Below are 15,349 nucleotides of genomic sequence, written 5' to 3'. Positions count from 1 at the left end.
CAGCGGATTTGTCCGAAATCCTATCCTACCCTCGCTTCATCCCGCATGACCATGTGGCCCGGGGAGACCAGTTCATAGCGTCTTTTGGGCGGTTGGTATCCGAGCGGGCGCACCGGGCTTTTCAGCTCTTCGCTGTCCAGATCGCGCCGGATATTTCGGCGGGAAGGATCGGGCACCGGCACGGCTTTCATCAGTTTTCGGGTATAGGGATGTTGCGGGTTGGAGAACACCGCAGCTCTCGGGCCGATCTCGACGATTTCGCCGAGATACATCACAGCGACCCTATGGCTGACCCGCTCCACCACCGCCATGTCGTGGGAAATGAACAGAAAAGCGATTTTCAGGCTGGCTTGCAGATCCATCAGCAGATTGCAGACCTGCGCCTTGATGGAGACATCAAGCGCCGAGACGCTTTCATCGGCGACGATGACTTTCGGGTCCAGCGCCAGCGCCCGGGCAATGGCAATGCGTTGGCGCTGCCCGCCGGAAAACTCGTGCGGATAGCGGTTGGCCATATCGGCGCTGAGGCCCACCCGCTCCATCAGGTCGGCGGCTTTGTCGCGCGCCTGCCGGTGCGTGGCAAGCCGATGGGTGGTGATCGGCTCCGCAACCGAAGCACCCACCGTCATGCGCGGATTGAGGCTGGCGAAAGGGTCTTGAAAAATCATCTGAATGGAGCGGCGCATCCGGTTGATATCGGGGCCTCGCAGCGACAGAACATCATAGCCATCCAATTGGACCGAGCCGCTGAGTGGATCGATCAACCGCATGACGGAACGTCCGGTGGTCGATTTTCCGCAGCCCGATTCTCCTACAAGCGATAATGTTTCACCCTGGAAAAGATCGAAGGAGACATCCTCCACGGCATGGATCACGCCGGTTTTTCTGCCGAACAACCCACCCTTGATGTCGAAACGCGTCACCAAATCCCTTACCTGGAGAACCGGTGTCAGACCCCGCTCGACAGTATCAGCGACGACTGTGGGCTCCACCCGTTCGCCGGTCGCCATATCGACGACCGGAAAGCGCCGTGGCCAGGCGGCATCGCCCATTTCCCCCAGGCGTGGAACAGCAGAGAGCAAAGCGCGGGTATAGGGATGCCGGCCCTTGTGAAAAACATCGCCCGTCGTGCCGGTTTCCACCACATCACCGCGAAACATCACCATGGTGCGGTCGGCAATTTCGGCCACCACGCCCATGTCATGGGTGATGAACAGCACCGACATGCCCTCTTCCGCCTGCAATTGCTTGATGAGATCAAGGATTTGGCCCTGGATCGTCACGTCAAGGGCCGTGGTCGGCTCGTCAGCGATCAGGATTTTCGGTTTCAGCGCCAGCGCCATGGCGATCATCACCCGCTGGCGCATTCCGCCCGAGAATTGATGCGGATAATCATCAAACCGCGCCCCGGCATTGGGAATGCGAACCTTGTCCAGCAGGTGGATGGTCTGCGCCCGCGCTTCGCCTTTGGAAAGACCACCATGGGCAATCAAGGCCTCGGAAATCTGCCGGCCGATGGTGAAAATCGGATTGAGGCTGGTCATCGGCTCCTGAAAGATCATCGCCATGTCCCTGCCGCGTACGTTGCGCATGGCCTTTCGGGATAAAGCCATCAGATCCCGGCCCTCCAGCATGATCCTCCCGGTCGTCCGGCTGCTCTGTTCAGCCAGCAGCCGCATGATCGATAGCGATGTCACACTCTTGCCCGATCCACTCTCCCCGACAATGGCGAGCGTTTCACCCGCCATCACATCAAATGACACATCGCGGACCACGGTTTTCCAGCGTCCATCCACCAGAAAAGCGGTGTTCAGCCCCTCTACGGACAAGATCGGTGCAGGTGTTTGCGCGCTCATGACAGGTCCTCGTTGGTGATCGGGTCTTAGCCCCAGGCGTGACTTATCGTCCAACCGCATAGGCCTGCATCAGCCTTGGCGTGGCCGCCGCCCGCAACAGTCCATCGGCATCGCGCCGCGCTGCGGTCAACCGGCCGATAGACCATGGTTCGGCAACGGTCAGGGCATGGCCGCGTCTGGCCAGTTCGGCAATCGTCGCTTCCGGAAAATTCTTCTCCACCATCAGGCTGCCCGGCTCACGGGTGCGCGGATAAAACGAGCCGGGGAAATGCGAGGTGTGGAACAGCGGCTGATCGATAGCCGCCTGAAGATTGAAGCCATGATGAACATAGCGCAGGAAGAACGACAGCTGCCATTGATCCTGCTGGTCGCCGCCCGGCGTGCCAAACGACAGGGTGGGACGGCCTTCATACAGCGCGATCGATGGCGTCAGGGTGGTGCGCGGGCGCTTGCCCGGTTGCAGTGAGGTGGGCAGTCCGGGTTTGAGCCAGAACATCTGCGCCCGTGAGTTAAGGCAGAAGCCCAGTCCCGGCACAATCGGCGAGGATTGCAGCCAGCCACCGGATGGCGTGACGGAGACCATATTGCCGTCGCGGTCGATCACATCGATATGCACGGTGTCGCCGCGTTTTTCGCTCAAATGCGCCATGGTCGGCTCAAACACCGCCCCGGTTTTCGACGTGGCACCCAACATCTCCATGGTGCGGGTATATTGATCTTCAAAGCCGGCAACCCGGCCCGGCACCAGATCGAAAGACGCCGTCTCGCCGATCAATGTGCGTCGCTCAGCGGCATAGGCCTCGCTCAGCAAATGCTGCATCGGCACGGTGGCGAAGGCCGGATCGCCATAATAAATCTCGCGGTCGGCATAGGCCAGCTTCATGGCCTCGGTGACGGTGTGAACAAAATCGGGGCCGTCCGAGGCCATGGCCGCAATATCGAAGCCTTTCAGGAGGGACAGGGCCTGCAACAGCACCGGTCCCTGCCCCCATGGTCCGGTCTTGGCCACGGTCCAGCCATGATAATCAAAGGTTTGCGGCTCTTCTATCGTCGCAGACCAATTGGCCATGTCGTCCGCCGTCAGCACGCCTTTGTGGCACGCGCCACTTGCATCCATCACTGCCGTGGACTGGACATAGCGATCGATCTGTTCAGCGACAAAACCACGGTAGAAGGCGTCGCGCGCTGCTTCAATCTGCGCCTCGCGACCGGATTTGGCCTCGGCTTCAGCAATGATCCGCTTCCAGGTCTCGGCCAGAACCGGATTGGTAAACAGGCTATTCGGCTCCGGGGCGAAGCCGCCCGGCAACCAGGTCTGGTGCGAGGTTGGCCAATGCTGTTCGAAGAAACTGCCAAGTCCTTTGATGGTGGCCGAAACTCTGGCCAGAACCGGATGGCCTTTTTCGGCATAATAAATGGCTGGTTCCAGCACGTCACGCACGCTCATCGTGCCGTAATCGCGCAGCATCAGCATCCAGCCGTCGAAGGCGCCGGGAATAACGGTTGCCAGCAGGCCATCGCCGGGAATGAGATCCAGCCCTTCCGCCGTGTAGTGCTCGATGGTGGCACCCGCCGGTGCAGGTCCCTGGGCGCAGATGACCTCAACCTTGTCCTTCTTTTTTGAGTAGATCACGGCTGGCATATCGCCGCCCGGACCACACAGATGCGGCTCGACAACTTGCAGCACGAAGCCGGTGGCGACGGCAGCATCGAAGGCGTTGCCGCCCTTTTCCAGTACGGCCATGCCGACGGCAGAGGCAATCCAGTGGGTGGAGGTAACAACGCCAAAGGTGCCGAGAATTTCAGGCCGGGTGGTAAAGTCAGTCATAGCATATATCCCAGAATTGAAATGATGATGTATCTTAGCTGTTTGCGTCAGGACGAGCGCGGATCGAGAACGTCACGCAGCCCGTCCCCCAGGAGATTGAACCCAATGACGACGAGAAAAATCGCACCGCCCGGCCAAATGGCCATCCACGGCGCCTGACTGAGGAAATTCTTGGCGACATTCAGCATCGAGCCCCAGCTGGGCGCTGGCGGCTGCTGTCCAAGCCCCAGAAAAGACAGGCTGGCTTCAGCGATGATCGCAGTGGCGACCGTCAGCGTTGCCTGCACCAGAACCGGCGCCAGGATATTGGGAAAGATGTAACGGCTCATGATTGCAACATGTCCAAGGCCAATGGAGCGGGCGCCCTCCACATAATCCTCCGTCTTGACGGCCAAAACCTGACCTCGGCTCAACCGGATGAAAGTTGGCAGTGCCGAAAGGCCGATGGCGATCATCGCATTGGTCAGGCTTGGCCCAAGAAAGGCGGCAAGAGCGATGGCCATGATCAGAAAAGGCATTGCCAGGAAGGCCTCGGTGACGCGGGAAATGACCATATCGATCCAGCCGCCGAAATAACCGGAGAGGATGCCAAGGGGAACACCGAGGATGGTGGCAATCGCCACGGAAAAAATCCCTGCGGCCAGCGAAGCCCGCGCCCCCCAGATCATCCTGGACATGATATCGCGGCCAAGATCATCCGTGCCGAACGGGTGGGCAATCGACGGTGCCTTGCGAATGGCTGACCAGCTCGATGCCAAGGGATCGGCGATGGGCAGCAGCGGCGCCAGCAGCGCCACCACCAGAAAGAACAGGATGATGCCAAGGCCAACCAACGCCGCCTTGTTGGCTTTCAATTTTCGCCAGCCTCTGCCGGATTGGTGGGACGGGGCGGTTGCGGCCCCACTCATGGCGGTCATAGGCTGGCCCTCATCCGAGGATTGAGAAGAAGATAGAGACAATCGGCCATCAGGTTCATCAGGATGAAGCCGATGGCGGTGCAGAGCACGACGCCCTGTACGACGGCATAGTCGCGATTGAACACCGCATCGACGATCAGCTTGCCAAAGCCGGGAATGGTGAAAATCTGCTCCGTCAGCACCGCACCGGCCAGCAATTCGCCAAACAGCAAGGCGGTCAGGGTGACGATGGGCAAAACAGCATTGCGAAAACTGTGAGACAAGATGACCGAACGTTCGGGCATGCCCTTGGCGCGAGCGGTACGCACATAATCCGAACTGAGAACCCCTAGCATGGCCGAGCGCGTGTGGCGCATGATCGATGCTGCCAAGGCATTGCCGAGCACGAAAGACGGCATCAGCATGGTTTTCATCGACATCCATGGGTCGGAGAAGAACGGTTGATAACCGGAGGCCGGCAGCCAGCCGAGCCGGACCGAAACCAGAAGAATGAGCATTATGCCGAGCCAGAAATTCGGGATCGACAGGCCAGATAGCGCCACCACGCTAGCCAGGTAATCGATCAGCGTATTCTTCTTGACCGCGGCCAGAATGCCGAGGGGAATGCCGAGGGTGAGAGCAAAGATCATCGACATGATGGCCAGTTGGCAGGTGACGGGCAGTTTCTCGCCGATCAGTTCCAGCACGGGCTGGTTGGTCCGCAATGACATGCCGAGATCACCCTTCAGCGCGGCGCCAAGCCACATTACATATTGAACGGGCATCGGATCATTCAGGTGGTATTTCTCGCGCAGGCTTTCCATCACAGCGGGATCGCGGTCTTCTCCCGCCATGATCAGCACCGGATCACCCGGCAAAAGCTTTTGCAGCGAAAAAACGAAGACAGAAATGATCAGCAGCGTCGGTATGGCCAGCAACAGGCGCCGGGCAAGGAAAGTGGGCATGACGGTCTCCGAATGAATGAGACATTCGTGTCAGGCGGCGGACCTGCCGCCTGACAACAGATCGCTTCCGTGACAGGTTCATCAGGGCGAAAAGGTCAGTTCAATTGGCCTTTTGCATGCCCGTCAGGCGGATCATTCCATCCGGTGACGGCACAAAACCGGTGATCTTCTTGCTGGACGCCCAGAGCCAGGACTGATGACCGAGATAGATGATCGGCAAATCATCGTTCAGGATTTCATCAGCCGCATCATATTTCTGCTTGCGCACGGCGTCGTCGGTGGATTGCCGCGCTTCGTTCAACAGCGTATCGACGGCGGGATTGCAATATTTGGTATCGTTGATGCCACCCTTGCAGGTGACGAACTGATGCAGATTGCCATCCGGGTCCACGCGCCCGGACCAATCCGAGCGGCTGATCTGGTAATTTCCAGCCGTTTGCTCGTTGAGCATAGTGGCAAATTCCATCGTCTTCAGCGTCACGTCAAAACCTGCCCCAGAGACCATCGATTGCACGACCTGCATCATCTGCAACACAGTCGCGCTGTTGGACACCTGGAGTTCAATCGGCACCCGGTCAAAGCCAGCGGCTTTGATCAGGGCTTTCGCCTTTTCGACATCGCGGGCAGGCACGGGAATCCGCTTGTCATACCAGGGGCTCACCGGCGGAAATGGCTGATTGCCCGCCAGAGCCGTCCCCTCAAAGACGATCTGATTCAGTGCTTCGCGATCGATGGCCAGCGAGAAGGCCTGACGCAGGCGCTTGTCCTTGCCAAGCGGGTTATTGGCGCGAGGACCATTGCCGATATTAACATACATCGCCATGTAACCGACACCGACCGCCTGTTCAAAGTCCAGCTTACCATCGGACTTGATGGAGGCGGCATCGGTCGGCGCCACCCGCTCGATCATGTCGAGATCGCCGGAGCGCAAATTGGCGAGGCGCACCGTGCTATCGACAATCGGCAGATAGGTGAGCTTGTTGATGAAGACCTGATCCTTGTTCCAGTAATCGGCAAATTTCTCCAGCACGATCCGGTCCTGCTGCACCCGCTCGACGAATTTGAACGGCCCGGCGCAGACGGGATGGCTGCCGAAATTAGCGCCCAATTCCTTGGCGGCCTTGGGCGAGACGATCATCCCGGCCCGATCTGACAATTGTGCTAGCAGGGTCGAATCCGGGGCCTTGAGGGTGAATTTCACCGTATCGCTGCCGATAGCCTCGACCTTTTCAACCGAGGCAAGCTCGCTCTTGCGCCGCGATTCCGGCATGGTCATGTTGCGCTGGATGGTGGCGACAACCGCTTCCGCGTTGAAGGGTGTTTCGTCGTGAAACTTCACGCCCTGGCGCAGCGTCATGGTCAAAACCTTGCCGCCTTCGCTCCAGGCCCAGCCGGTGGCAAGCTGCGGGATGATCTTCAGGTCGGGCGAGACATCGACCAGTTTGTCGCACATGGCCGTATAAACGATACGTCCCACGAACGTGCGCGACTGCGCGGGATCGAGAACATCGGGGTCTTCCGACAACCCGATTTTGAGGTCTGCGGCCACAACAGGTGCGGCAAAAGCGGCGATGACGAGCAGCGCGGTCAATATTCTGTTCAGTTTCATGCCATTCCCCTCATTGTTGTTTTTATGCTGATGATAGGCGGTTCTCAGCCGTCATGCCTCTGCGAGTTGGACGGCGGTATCAATCGACGTGATGCGGATCAGGCTCTCTTGCAGGGTGAGAAGGTGGACCCGCATGGCTTCGCCGGCTCCGATCGGGTCGCGCGAGGCAATACGGTCGATAATGGCGAGATGCTGGCCATGGGTGACAGGGCGTGTTTGCGCAAACGCCCGCGCCTGTTCACGAATATTCTGCCAGGCCGGGTCCTGCCGCGTCCGGTTCATCACATCGAACAGCGCCAGGAAAAGGCTGTTACCAGCGCATTGGGCAATCTTTCGATGCAGCGCCCCATCCCAAAGCTCCCGCCCATCGGCATCCTTGCTGGCGCCGATCTTTGCGACAAGATCATACATGGCCTGCACATCTGTCGCATTGGCACGCAGAGCCGCCAACTGCGCCAGTTGCGGCTCAAGCCGGAGACGCACTTCCATGACTTCCAACGGATCGGTTCCAGCAACCAAGGCACCGACATAGTCATCAAATGCGTCAGGGCGCGCACCGGCAAACGTGCCGGAACCCTGCCGCCGCCAGATTAGCCCTTCTGCTTCCAGAACCTCAAGGGCCCGGCGAACGGAACGGCGGCCAAGACAAAGTTCCTCGCACAATGACCGCTCTGTCGGCAGTTTCTCGCCTGCACTGAACCGGCCAGAGCTCAGCAGTTCACGCAATTTGTTGAGGGCGAGATTGGAATTGTCGTGATCGTCAATCATGCATTGGTTCGAACCAATTGATAATTGGTTCATACTCAGACGAACGAAGAGATGAGTCAATCCGACTCTGCATATTTTTTCATGCTGCTTTTATTTTAGGCAGACAGATACTGTCCTTATCCTGACCAAGGCTCCGTCGGCCCCTTGGCGGGCTGGGTAAACCATTTCGGCCCATCGGAGGTCATGTAAATGATGTCTTCCAGACGCAGGCCAAATTGTCCGGGCAGGACAATCATCGGTTCGCAGGAAAAGCACATTCCCTCTTCAAGACGGACAGTATTGCCGCGCACGATATAGGGCTCCTCATGTCCCTCAAGGCCAAGACCATGACCGGCGCGATGGGGCAGTCCGGGAAGCTGGTAATCCGGGCCGAGGCCGTGGCGGGTCAGCACGTCGCGGGCGGCATCATCCAGGCTACCACAGGTCGCGCCAATCCGGGCCGCATCAAAAACAGCTTGCTGCGCTGCCCGCTCGATATCCCAGATGCGGGCAAACTCGGCTGTTGGCTCCTCCAGCATATAGGTGCGGGTGATGTCGGAGTTATAGCCATCAATGCGGCAACCGGTATCGACCAGCACCACATCGCCCGGCTGGTAATATTGCTCGCCATCGGCCCCATGCGGCAGGGACGTGGTCTCGCCAAAGGAGACGATGCAGAAGGTGGAGCCGTTGCTGGCGCCTAGGCGTCGGTGTTCGTCATCAATAAAACGCACCACTTCGGATGCCGCAATGCCGGGGCGGATCATGGCGTGGGCTTTGCGCTGCACATCCAGTGTCAGGTTCATCGCATATTGGATGATGGCGATTTCTGTAGCGGATTTTCGCAGGCGTTGACCGCGCAACAACGGTCCGCCATCGATCAGCCGATCTGCCGTGATTTCGCGCTTGAGCGCATTGTAGACGAAAAGCGGTACGGAATCGTCCACGGCAAGGATGCTCGCGAGAGGCAGGACGGACGCGACAAGGGCGGCGCTGCTTTCATCTTCTTCCCACACCCTGATGTCGCCGGGAAGATGCGGCAATGTCTCCACCCGGCTGCGCTCAAAGCCCGGCACCACATAAACGAGATCCGATGCCGTAATCACCGCACCCACAAGCCGCTCGCTGCCATGCCAGACCAGCCCGGTGAAATAGCGCAGGCTCTCGGTGGAGCCGATCAGCACTGCGCCAATATTCTGCTCCGCCATGGTCTTGCGCAGGGTCTCTAATCGCAGAACGCGCTCTTCCATAGAGATTTTCGGGGCTGATAGAGGTGGGGACATAGTCTGCTTCCTTGGTGAATTTAAGCCCGACCTTCTTCAACGGCATGACAGGCAACCCTGACCGTGTCCGTCATGGTCATCAGCGGCATCTCCGCCTTGCAGCGGTCGTTGGCCAGTGTGCAACGAGGATGGAAGGGACAGCCCGTGGGTGGATTGAGCGGGGATGGCATTTCGCCAACCAGCTTGATCCGCTCGCCGCGTCGGTCTGGATCGGCAATCAGCGTCGCGGAGAGAAGCGCCTTGGTGTAGGGATGGCGCGGATTGGTAAACAGCGCTTCCACCGGACCAAGTTCCACCGCATGGCCGAGATACATCACCACCACGTCATCGGCGATGTGGCGCACCACGGCCAGATTGTGGGAAATGAACATCATGGTCAGGTTGAGCTGGGTTTTCAGCCGCTTCAAAAGATTGAGGATTTGCGCCTGTACCGACACATCCAGTGCAGAGGTTGGCTCATCACACACCAGAAATTCCGGCTGGAGAATGAGGGCGCGGGCGATGCCGATACGCTGGCGCTGACCGCCTGAAAACTCATGCGGATAGCGGTCCGCAGCCTGCGGCGGCAGGCCGACCAGTTCCAGCATATCGGCAACCGCCTTGCGACGACTGGCCTTGTCACCAATGCCATGGATGACCAGGCCTTCGGCAATGGAGTCACCAATCGGCAGCCGTGGATCCAGCGAGGAATAGGGGTCTTGAAAGACAATCTGGATGCGGCGGCTGGAGGCAAAATCAACGCCCATGCCGGGTCCGGCAATCTGCTTTTCATCAAAGATGATTTCGCCTGCGGTCGGCGCAAACAGACCCACCACGATACGGGCCAGTGTGGATTTTCCGCAGCCGCTTTCGCCCACCACGCCCAGAGTGCGGCCACGCTCAATCGTCAGGCTGACATCATTGACGGCGTTGACATAGCCTTTCACCCGCTGGAAAGCCCCACCGGTCACGGCGAAAGCCATTTTGATGCCGTTCATTTCGATCAGGGCGCTCATGCGGGCTGTACCTCTTGTTCACCGGCAAGCGTCGCCGGTTCGGTCAGCCAGCATCGACAGTGATGGGCCTTGTGGATTTCGGTCAGTGCAGGAACATCGGTCAGACAGCGCGGTTCATTGGCCTCGCGCCGGGCTGTGCAACGCGGCGCGAACAGACAGCCCTGCGGCAGATGGGTCAATTGCGGCACACGACCATCGATGACTTCCAGCATATCAGGAGATTCGCCCAGCACCGGCACTGAGCGCAAAAGCGCTTGCGTGTAGGGATGCTTGGGCGACTTGAACAGTGTTCGGACATCGGCAAGCTCAACCACCTGCCCCGCATACATCACGGCGACATGATCGGCCATTTCGGCAACCACACCGAGATCATGGGTGATCAGAATGATAGCGGTGCCGAAATCACGCTGCAAATCGCGCATCAAATCCAGAATTTGCGCCTGAATGGTCACATCCAGCGCGGTGGTCGGCTCATCGGCAATCAACACTTCCGGCTGGCAGGCCAGCGCCATGGCAATCATCACCCGCTGCGCCATGCCACCGGACATTTCATGCGGATAGGCCTTCATACGTCGTTGGGGATCGGGAATGCCGACGGCTTTCAGCATGGCGATTGCTGCCACTTCCGCCTCCTGCTTGCCCATGTTTTTATGCAGGCGGTAAGCCTCGGCAATCTGCCGCCCGACGGTATGGACCGGATTGAGCGAGGACGACGGATCTTGAAAGATCATCGAAATCCGGTTGCCGCGCACCTTGCTGAGGTCCATCGGCGACATGCTGCGCAGATCGGCTCCATCCAGCAGCACTTCGCCGCCGATGATTTTGCCGGGATAAGGCACCAGCCCCATGATGCTCAGCGCGGTGATCGATTTGCCGCAGCCGCTCTCGCCGACAACGCAGAGCGTTTGTCCCGCCTCCAGCGACAGCGAAACCTTATCGACGGCGCGGGCGGTGCCGGATCGGGTTTGGAAATGGGTGGTGAGATCGCGGATCTCCAGAATAGGCCGGGTCATGCTGTCCTCACGTATGGAGCCGCGGATCAAGGGCATCACGCAGCCCGTCTCCGAGAAGGTTGAAGCCAAGCACGGTCAGCATGATGGCAAGGCCAGGAAAGAACACCAGATGCGGCGCGGAAAAGATCTCGTTGCGGGCAGCCCCCAGCATCGTCCCCCATTCCGGCGTTGGCGGCTGTGCGCCAAGGCCAAGGAAGCTGAGACCGGCGGCATCGAGAATGGCGGTGGCCACTCCAAGCGTTGCCAGCACCACAATCGGCGTGATGGCATTGGGCAGCACTCTTTGAAACAGGATGCGCCACTTGCTGCCACCCAGCACCCGCGTAGCCGCGACAAAATCGAAGGTTTTCACCGACAGAACACTGGCACGGGTGACGCGGGCATAGGCGGGAACCGAGACGATGGAGATAGCCAGCAATGCATTGCGAATGCCCGGTCCCAGAACCGCAACGATGGCAATCGCCAGCAGCAAAGACGGAAAGCCGAGGATCACATCCATGATCCGCATGATGATATTGTCCACCCAACCCCGGAAATACCCGGCAATCGCCCCCAGTAGAACGCCAAAGAACAGCGCGCAGGTAACGGTGGTCAGCCCAATGACCAGACTGACGCGCGTACCATAGAGAATACGCGAGAAGGAATCACGGGCATTGCCATCGATACCCATGATATGCTGCGGACGGCTGGCGTCACATCCAAGCAGATGCACACAGGGCGGCTCGCGGCGCTTGACCTGCTCGACACCGATCAACACCTGATCGGGATCATAAGGAGCAAGAACCGGTGCGAAAATGGCAATCAGGATCAGCATGCCAATGATGAACAAGCCGACCTGCCCGGAGCGCAGTCTGAGCAGCCGTCCCCAGGTTCTCCGCCATTGGGCGACCGGTTCACCAATCAGGCCATCTTCGAGAATGGCCTCTGCTGCACTGGCCGATACACTATTCAAGCGCGTCATGAACTGTCCTATTGTGGGCGAATGCGAGGATCGAGATAGGTGTAGGAAAGGTCCACCAGCAGGTTGATAGCCACGTAGGACACGGCAATCATCACCGTGAAGGCCTGCACGACTGGATAGTCCCGCGCAAAAATCGCCTCAACCAGCATACGCCCCACGCCGGACAGGCCAAAAACAGTTTCGGTCAACACGGCGCCACTGAGCAGGGCGCCCATTTGCAAGCCCAGAATGGTGACAACCGGCAACAGCGCATTGCCCAGCGCATGTTCGCTGACCACACGTTTTTCTGGCACGCCCTTGGCGCGGGCGGTGCGGACATAATCACGCCCCAGCACATCCAGCAGCGAGGAGCGGGTCATGCGGGCAATCACCGCCATCGGGATGGTGGAGAGCGCCATGACCGGCAAGATCATGTGGCGTATGGCATCCCAGAACACCGTCCAATTGCCGGTGATCAAGGCGTTCAGAATATAAAAGTTGGAGAAGAATTCGAGCACCTTGCTCCAGCCGCTCTCCGCCGCCAATTGCCAGTGCCAGACCTCGTAAAAGGGAATGGAATTGACACCGGCGGAAAGCCGCCCGGATGGCGGCAGCCAGAAGGGCGTGCCGCGCAGCATCACCCCGAACAGATAGGCCAGCATCAACCCCAGCCAGAACACCGGCATGGAAATGCCGGCATTGGCAACGATCATGGTGCCGACATCGGCTGCTGAATTATGACGACGGGCGGCAATAACCCCGAGCCCGACACCGATAATGGTCGCGGTGATCAGCGCCAGCACGGCAAGCTCGGCGGTCATCGGCAGGCGCTCGATAATGATCTGCGTCACAGGCCGCGAGAAGCGTACCGATGTGCCGAAATCACCCCGCAGCATATCGCCCATATAAATGAAAAACTGCGTTGGCAGCGGCTTATCGAAGCCGTAGCGCGTGATGAAACCAGCGCAAGTCTCGGCGGTGGCTTTTTCTCCCAGCATGGCCTTGCAGGGATCGCCAGGAATTAACCGGGCAAGCGCGAAGGTCACGATCAGAATGCCGAAAATCACCGGGATGGAAATCAGCAGGCGTTTGGCTGCATATCCAAGCATCGCAGGTCCTCATTACCAGATTTTACAGCGCCGTTTGGTTTGGTCAGGTGTCATCAACAGGCGGCTGCGCCAGGATACCCCCCTCTGCCCTGCCGGGCATCTCCCCCTCAAGGGGGGAGGTCGCTTTGGAGTTTACCCTTTGCTCGAAATCTCACGCATCAAAATTTTCTGCGTGTTCGAGGAAATGGATGATCTAACTCACCCTGATCTCCCCCCGTGAGGGGGAGATGGCTGGCAAGCCAGAGGGGGTAGCCACGTATAAAAACGACCCCGTCAGACACGCCGGGCCAGACATTTACGCCTAGCCCGAAGCGCCGAAATCCTCACGTTTACTTCTTGGCGTTCATCAACCCGCCCCAGAGGGAGGAGAAATAGTCGAAGGAGCCGGTATTGCCGACATGGGCCGGATTGGATGCATCAATGCCCGCCGCCCAGGATACCACCACGTCATTGGCGGTAAAATCAGAGCCGTCGGTGAATTTCACGCCGGTCCGCAGCTTGCAGGTCCAAACGGTCGAATCCCCATTGGCATCACAGCTGGTGGCCAGAGCGGGAACAATATCGCCGCTGTCCTTTGCGTAATCCAGCAGCGCTTCCGTAATCGGCGTGCAGGCATTCAGCGTTTCGCCATCCGTTTCATCGCCGCAATAGAGGCTGATCGGCTCGGCATTCTGCATGAAGACCAGCGTATCCTTGCCCGGATTGGAATCCTGCAACAACGGCGAGCCAAAGGGGCGGACGATGGCATTCTTCAAGGTCGCCCGTGCAGCATAGGCGGCGGCGCCATGGACAATCGGCACCATCGGCACATGCTGGCGGATGGCATCGTTGACGGCCGCATAGATCGGTTCGGCGGTCTTTGTCTCGGCAATCGTTCCGCCTTTGGTCAACCCCTCGGTAATTTCCGGGAAGGTGGTGCCGAACATTTTCGATGTCTTGCCGAAGTGATAATCGAGGAAGTTGGTGACATGCGGATAGTCAGCCCCCCAACCCAGCAGATAGAGCCCATCGATCCGGCCAGCGGAGGTATCATCAATGAATTTACCCGATTCAATCGGAACCACTTCCGCATCGATGCCGAGATTTTTCTTCAGCTGTGTCTGGAATTCGACAGCCACGACGCTTGGTTCCGGCAGGTAAGCGCGGAACACATCGCGGTAGTAGATCTTGGTCTTGAACCCATTCGGGTATCCGGCATCGGCCAGCAGTTTTTTAGCCGCGCTCGCATCAAACCCGTACCAATCCTTGCCAGCGCAGCCATTGGGCAGCGAACAGGGCGTGAAATGGCTGGCGACGACCGAACCTTTTGGATAGAAATTATCGACGATGCGCTGGCGATCGATGCCCATGGCAATCGCCTGACGCACCTTCTCATTGTCGAAGGGCTTGGCGGTGTTGACCATGCCGAGATAGAGAATGTTCGGGCTTTCCTGCGGCAGGAATTGCAGGTCCGGATCGTTCTTGACGCTGTCGAAATCATCAGGGCTGATATTGGTGATTTCATCGACCGTGCCGGAGCGCAACTCATTCAGGCGGCCCGCGCCGGACTGGTTCCAGCGAAACACCAGCTTGTCGAAAGCCGGTTTGGCACCCCAGTAATTCTCGTTGCGGGTCATGGTGATGGAATCGCCGCGATTCCAGCTTTCCAGTTTGAAGGGTCCAGTGCCGATCGGATTGTCGAGCAGCTTCTTCTTCGGTCCAGCTTCTTCGATATGCTTGGCGGGCTGGATACCGAAGGGTACGAAGGCCGCCTTGGCTTTGAAGGCCGGATCGGGCGAGCACATGGAGAAGGTCACCGTGTGCTCATCGGTCGCCACGATGGACTTGATCTTGCCACCATAATTGCAATCGGGCGCCACAACGCTTCTGCCTTCAAAAGCAACAGCCGGGCTGGTGAGCAAAGCAGCAACCGACACGGCCACAGCTCCGCCGAATAAACGAAATTTCATGCCTTTAATCCCCAGTTTGTTTGTTCGCGCCTTTGCGGCACCCTCATTTTTTATGTGTGCGGATAAATTATTGTTTTCATTTCTTCCGCCGTATCCGCGACGATGAAATTCAGTTTTTGGAGTAGACCAAATGCCCCTTCGGTCGCCTTGACATTGTTC

12 protein-coding genes are annotated in these 15,349 nt (G+C 58.6%); all 12 read right to left on the bottom strand.

All coding sequences use genetic code 11. The features are described from left to right. Window positions 1-20 precede the first annotated feature (20 nt). Window positions 21-1,856 (bottom strand): ABC transporter ATP-binding protein, encoded by a 1,836-nt coding sequence (locus AVCG78_RS18830; RefSeq protein WP_071206815.1) that lies wholly within the window; start codon window positions 1,854-1,856, stop codon window positions 21-23. Window positions 1,857-1,899: 43 nt separating this feature from the next. After that, the gene (locus tag AVCG78_RS18825) at window positions 1,900-3,684 is read right to left on the bottom strand and encodes a gamma-glutamyltransferase family protein (protein ID WP_071206816.1); all 1,785 of its coding nucleotides are present in this window, start codon (window positions 3,682-3,684) and stop codon (window positions 1,900-1,902) included. 47 nt (window positions 3,685-3,731) lie between these two features. Further along, on the bottom strand, window positions 3,732-4,601 hold the full coding sequence (locus AVCG78_RS18820; protein WP_071206817.1) for an ABC transporter permease: 870 nt from the start codon (window positions 4,599-4,601) through the stop codon (window positions 3,732-3,734). Then, a complete protein-coding gene (locus AVCG78_RS18815; protein WP_012653737.1) occupies window positions 4,598-5,545 on the bottom strand; it encodes an ABC transporter permease in 948 nt (315 codons plus the stop codon). The genes AVCG78_RS18820 and AVCG78_RS18815 overlap by 4 nt, the downstream gene beginning before the upstream one ends. A gap of 100 nt (window positions 5,546-5,645) precedes the next feature. Beyond that, on the bottom strand, window positions 5,646-7,154 hold the full coding sequence (locus tag AVCG78_RS18810; RefSeq protein ID WP_071206818.1) for an ABC transporter substrate-binding protein: 1,509 nt from the start codon (window positions 7,152-7,154) through the stop codon (window positions 5,646-5,648). Between the two features lie 51 nt (window positions 7,155-7,205). Then, window positions 7,206-7,922 carry a FadR/GntR family transcriptional regulator gene (locus AVCG78_RS18805; RefSeq protein WP_071206819.1) on the bottom strand — a complete coding sequence of 239 codons (717 nt, stop codon included), beginning with the start codon at window positions 7,920-7,922 and terminating at the stop codon, window positions 7,206-7,208. A 116-nt stretch (window positions 7,923-8,038) separates the two neighbouring features. Continuing rightward, complete coding sequence (locus AVCG78_RS18800; protein WP_071206820.1) at window positions 8,039-9,184, bottom strand: M24 family metallopeptidase; 1,146 nt, start codon at window positions 9,182-9,184, stop codon at window positions 8,039-8,041. Between the two features lie 20 nt (window positions 9,185-9,204). Further along, window positions 9,205-10,179, bottom strand: coding sequence for an ABC transporter ATP-binding protein (locus tag AVCG78_RS18795; RefSeq protein ID WP_071206821.1), 975 nt, complete (start codon window positions 10,177-10,179; stop codon window positions 9,205-9,207). After that, entirely contained in the window at window positions 10,176-11,228 is a 1,053-nt protein-coding gene (locus AVCG78_RS18790) for an ABC transporter ATP-binding protein (protein ID WP_071584480.1), read from the bottom strand. The genes AVCG78_RS18795 and AVCG78_RS18790 overlap by 4 nt, the downstream gene beginning before the upstream one ends. After that, window positions 11,200-12,153 carry an ABC transporter permease gene (locus AVCG78_RS18785; protein WP_012653731.1) on the bottom strand — a complete coding sequence of 318 codons (954 nt, stop codon included), beginning with the start codon at window positions 12,151-12,153 and terminating at the stop codon, window positions 11,200-11,202. The genes AVCG78_RS18790 and AVCG78_RS18785 overlap by 29 nt, the downstream gene beginning before the upstream one ends. Before the next feature lie 8 nt (window positions 12,154-12,161). Continuing rightward, window positions 12,162-13,241 carry an ABC transporter permease gene (locus AVCG78_RS18780; protein ID WP_071206823.1) on the bottom strand — a complete coding sequence of 360 codons (1,080 nt, stop codon included), beginning with the start codon at window positions 13,239-13,241 and terminating at the stop codon, window positions 12,162-12,164. A 329-nt stretch (window positions 13,242-13,570) separates the two neighbouring features. After that, entirely contained in the window at window positions 13,571-15,190 is a 1,620-nt protein-coding gene (locus tag AVCG78_RS18775) for an ABC transporter substrate-binding protein (RefSeq protein ID WP_071206824.1), read from the bottom strand. Between the last annotated feature and the right edge of the window lie 159 nt (window positions 15,191-15,349).

The organism is Gillisella vitis (assembly GCF_021559775.1).
Classification (GTDB): Bacteria; Pseudomonadota; Alphaproteobacteria; order Rhizobiales; family Rhizobiaceae; genus Allorhizobium; species Allorhizobium ampelinum.
This window is presented reverse-complemented; position numbering and strand designations above follow the sequence as displayed.

Bases quoted from the DNA above. Each gene is read 5' to 3' on its own strand.
- AVCG78_RS18830 (WP_071206815.1), bottom strand. From the start codon at position 1,856: ATGAGCGCGCAAACACCTGCACCGATCTTGTCCGTAGAGGGGCTGAAC.
- AVCG78_RS18825 (WP_071206816.1), bottom strand. From the start codon at position 3,684: ATGACTGACTTTACCACCCGGCCTGAAATTCTCGGCACCTTTGGCGTT.
- AVCG78_RS18820 (WP_071206817.1), bottom strand. From the start codon at position 4,601: ATGACCGCCATGAGTGGGGCCGCAACCGCCCCGTCCCACCAATCCGGC.
- AVCG78_RS18815 (WP_012653737.1), bottom strand. From the start codon at position 5,545: ATGCCCACTTTCCTTGCCCGGCGCCTGTTGCTGGCCATACCGACGCTG.
- AVCG78_RS18810 (WP_071206818.1), bottom strand. From the start codon at position 7,154: ATGAAACTGAACAGAATATTGACCGCGCTGCTCGTCATCGCCGCTTTT.
- AVCG78_RS18805 (WP_071206819.1), bottom strand. From the start codon at position 7,922: ATGATTGACGATCACGACAATTCCAATCTCGCCCTCAACAAATTGCGT.
- AVCG78_RS18800 (WP_071206820.1), bottom strand. From the start codon at position 9,184: ATGTCCCCACCTCTATCAGCCCCGAAAATCTCTATGGAAGAGCGCGTT.
- AVCG78_RS18795 (WP_071206821.1), bottom strand. From the start codon at position 10,179: ATGAGCGCCCTGATCGAAATGAACGGCATCAAAATGGCTTTCGCCGTG.
- AVCG78_RS18790 (WP_071584480.1), bottom strand. From the start codon at position 11,228: ATGCCCTTGATCCGCGGCTCCATACGTGAGGACAGCATGACCCGGCCT.
- AVCG78_RS18785 (WP_012653731.1), bottom strand. From the start codon at position 12,153: ATGACGCGCTTGAATAGTGTATCGGCCAGTGCAGCAGAGGCCATTCTC.
- AVCG78_RS18780 (WP_071206823.1), bottom strand. From the start codon at position 13,241: ATGCTTGGATATGCAGCCAAACGCCTGCTGATTTCCATCCCGGTGATT.
- AVCG78_RS18775 (WP_071206824.1), bottom strand. From the start codon at position 15,190: ATGAAATTTCGTTTATTCGGCGGAGCTGTGGCCGTGTCGGTTGCTGCT.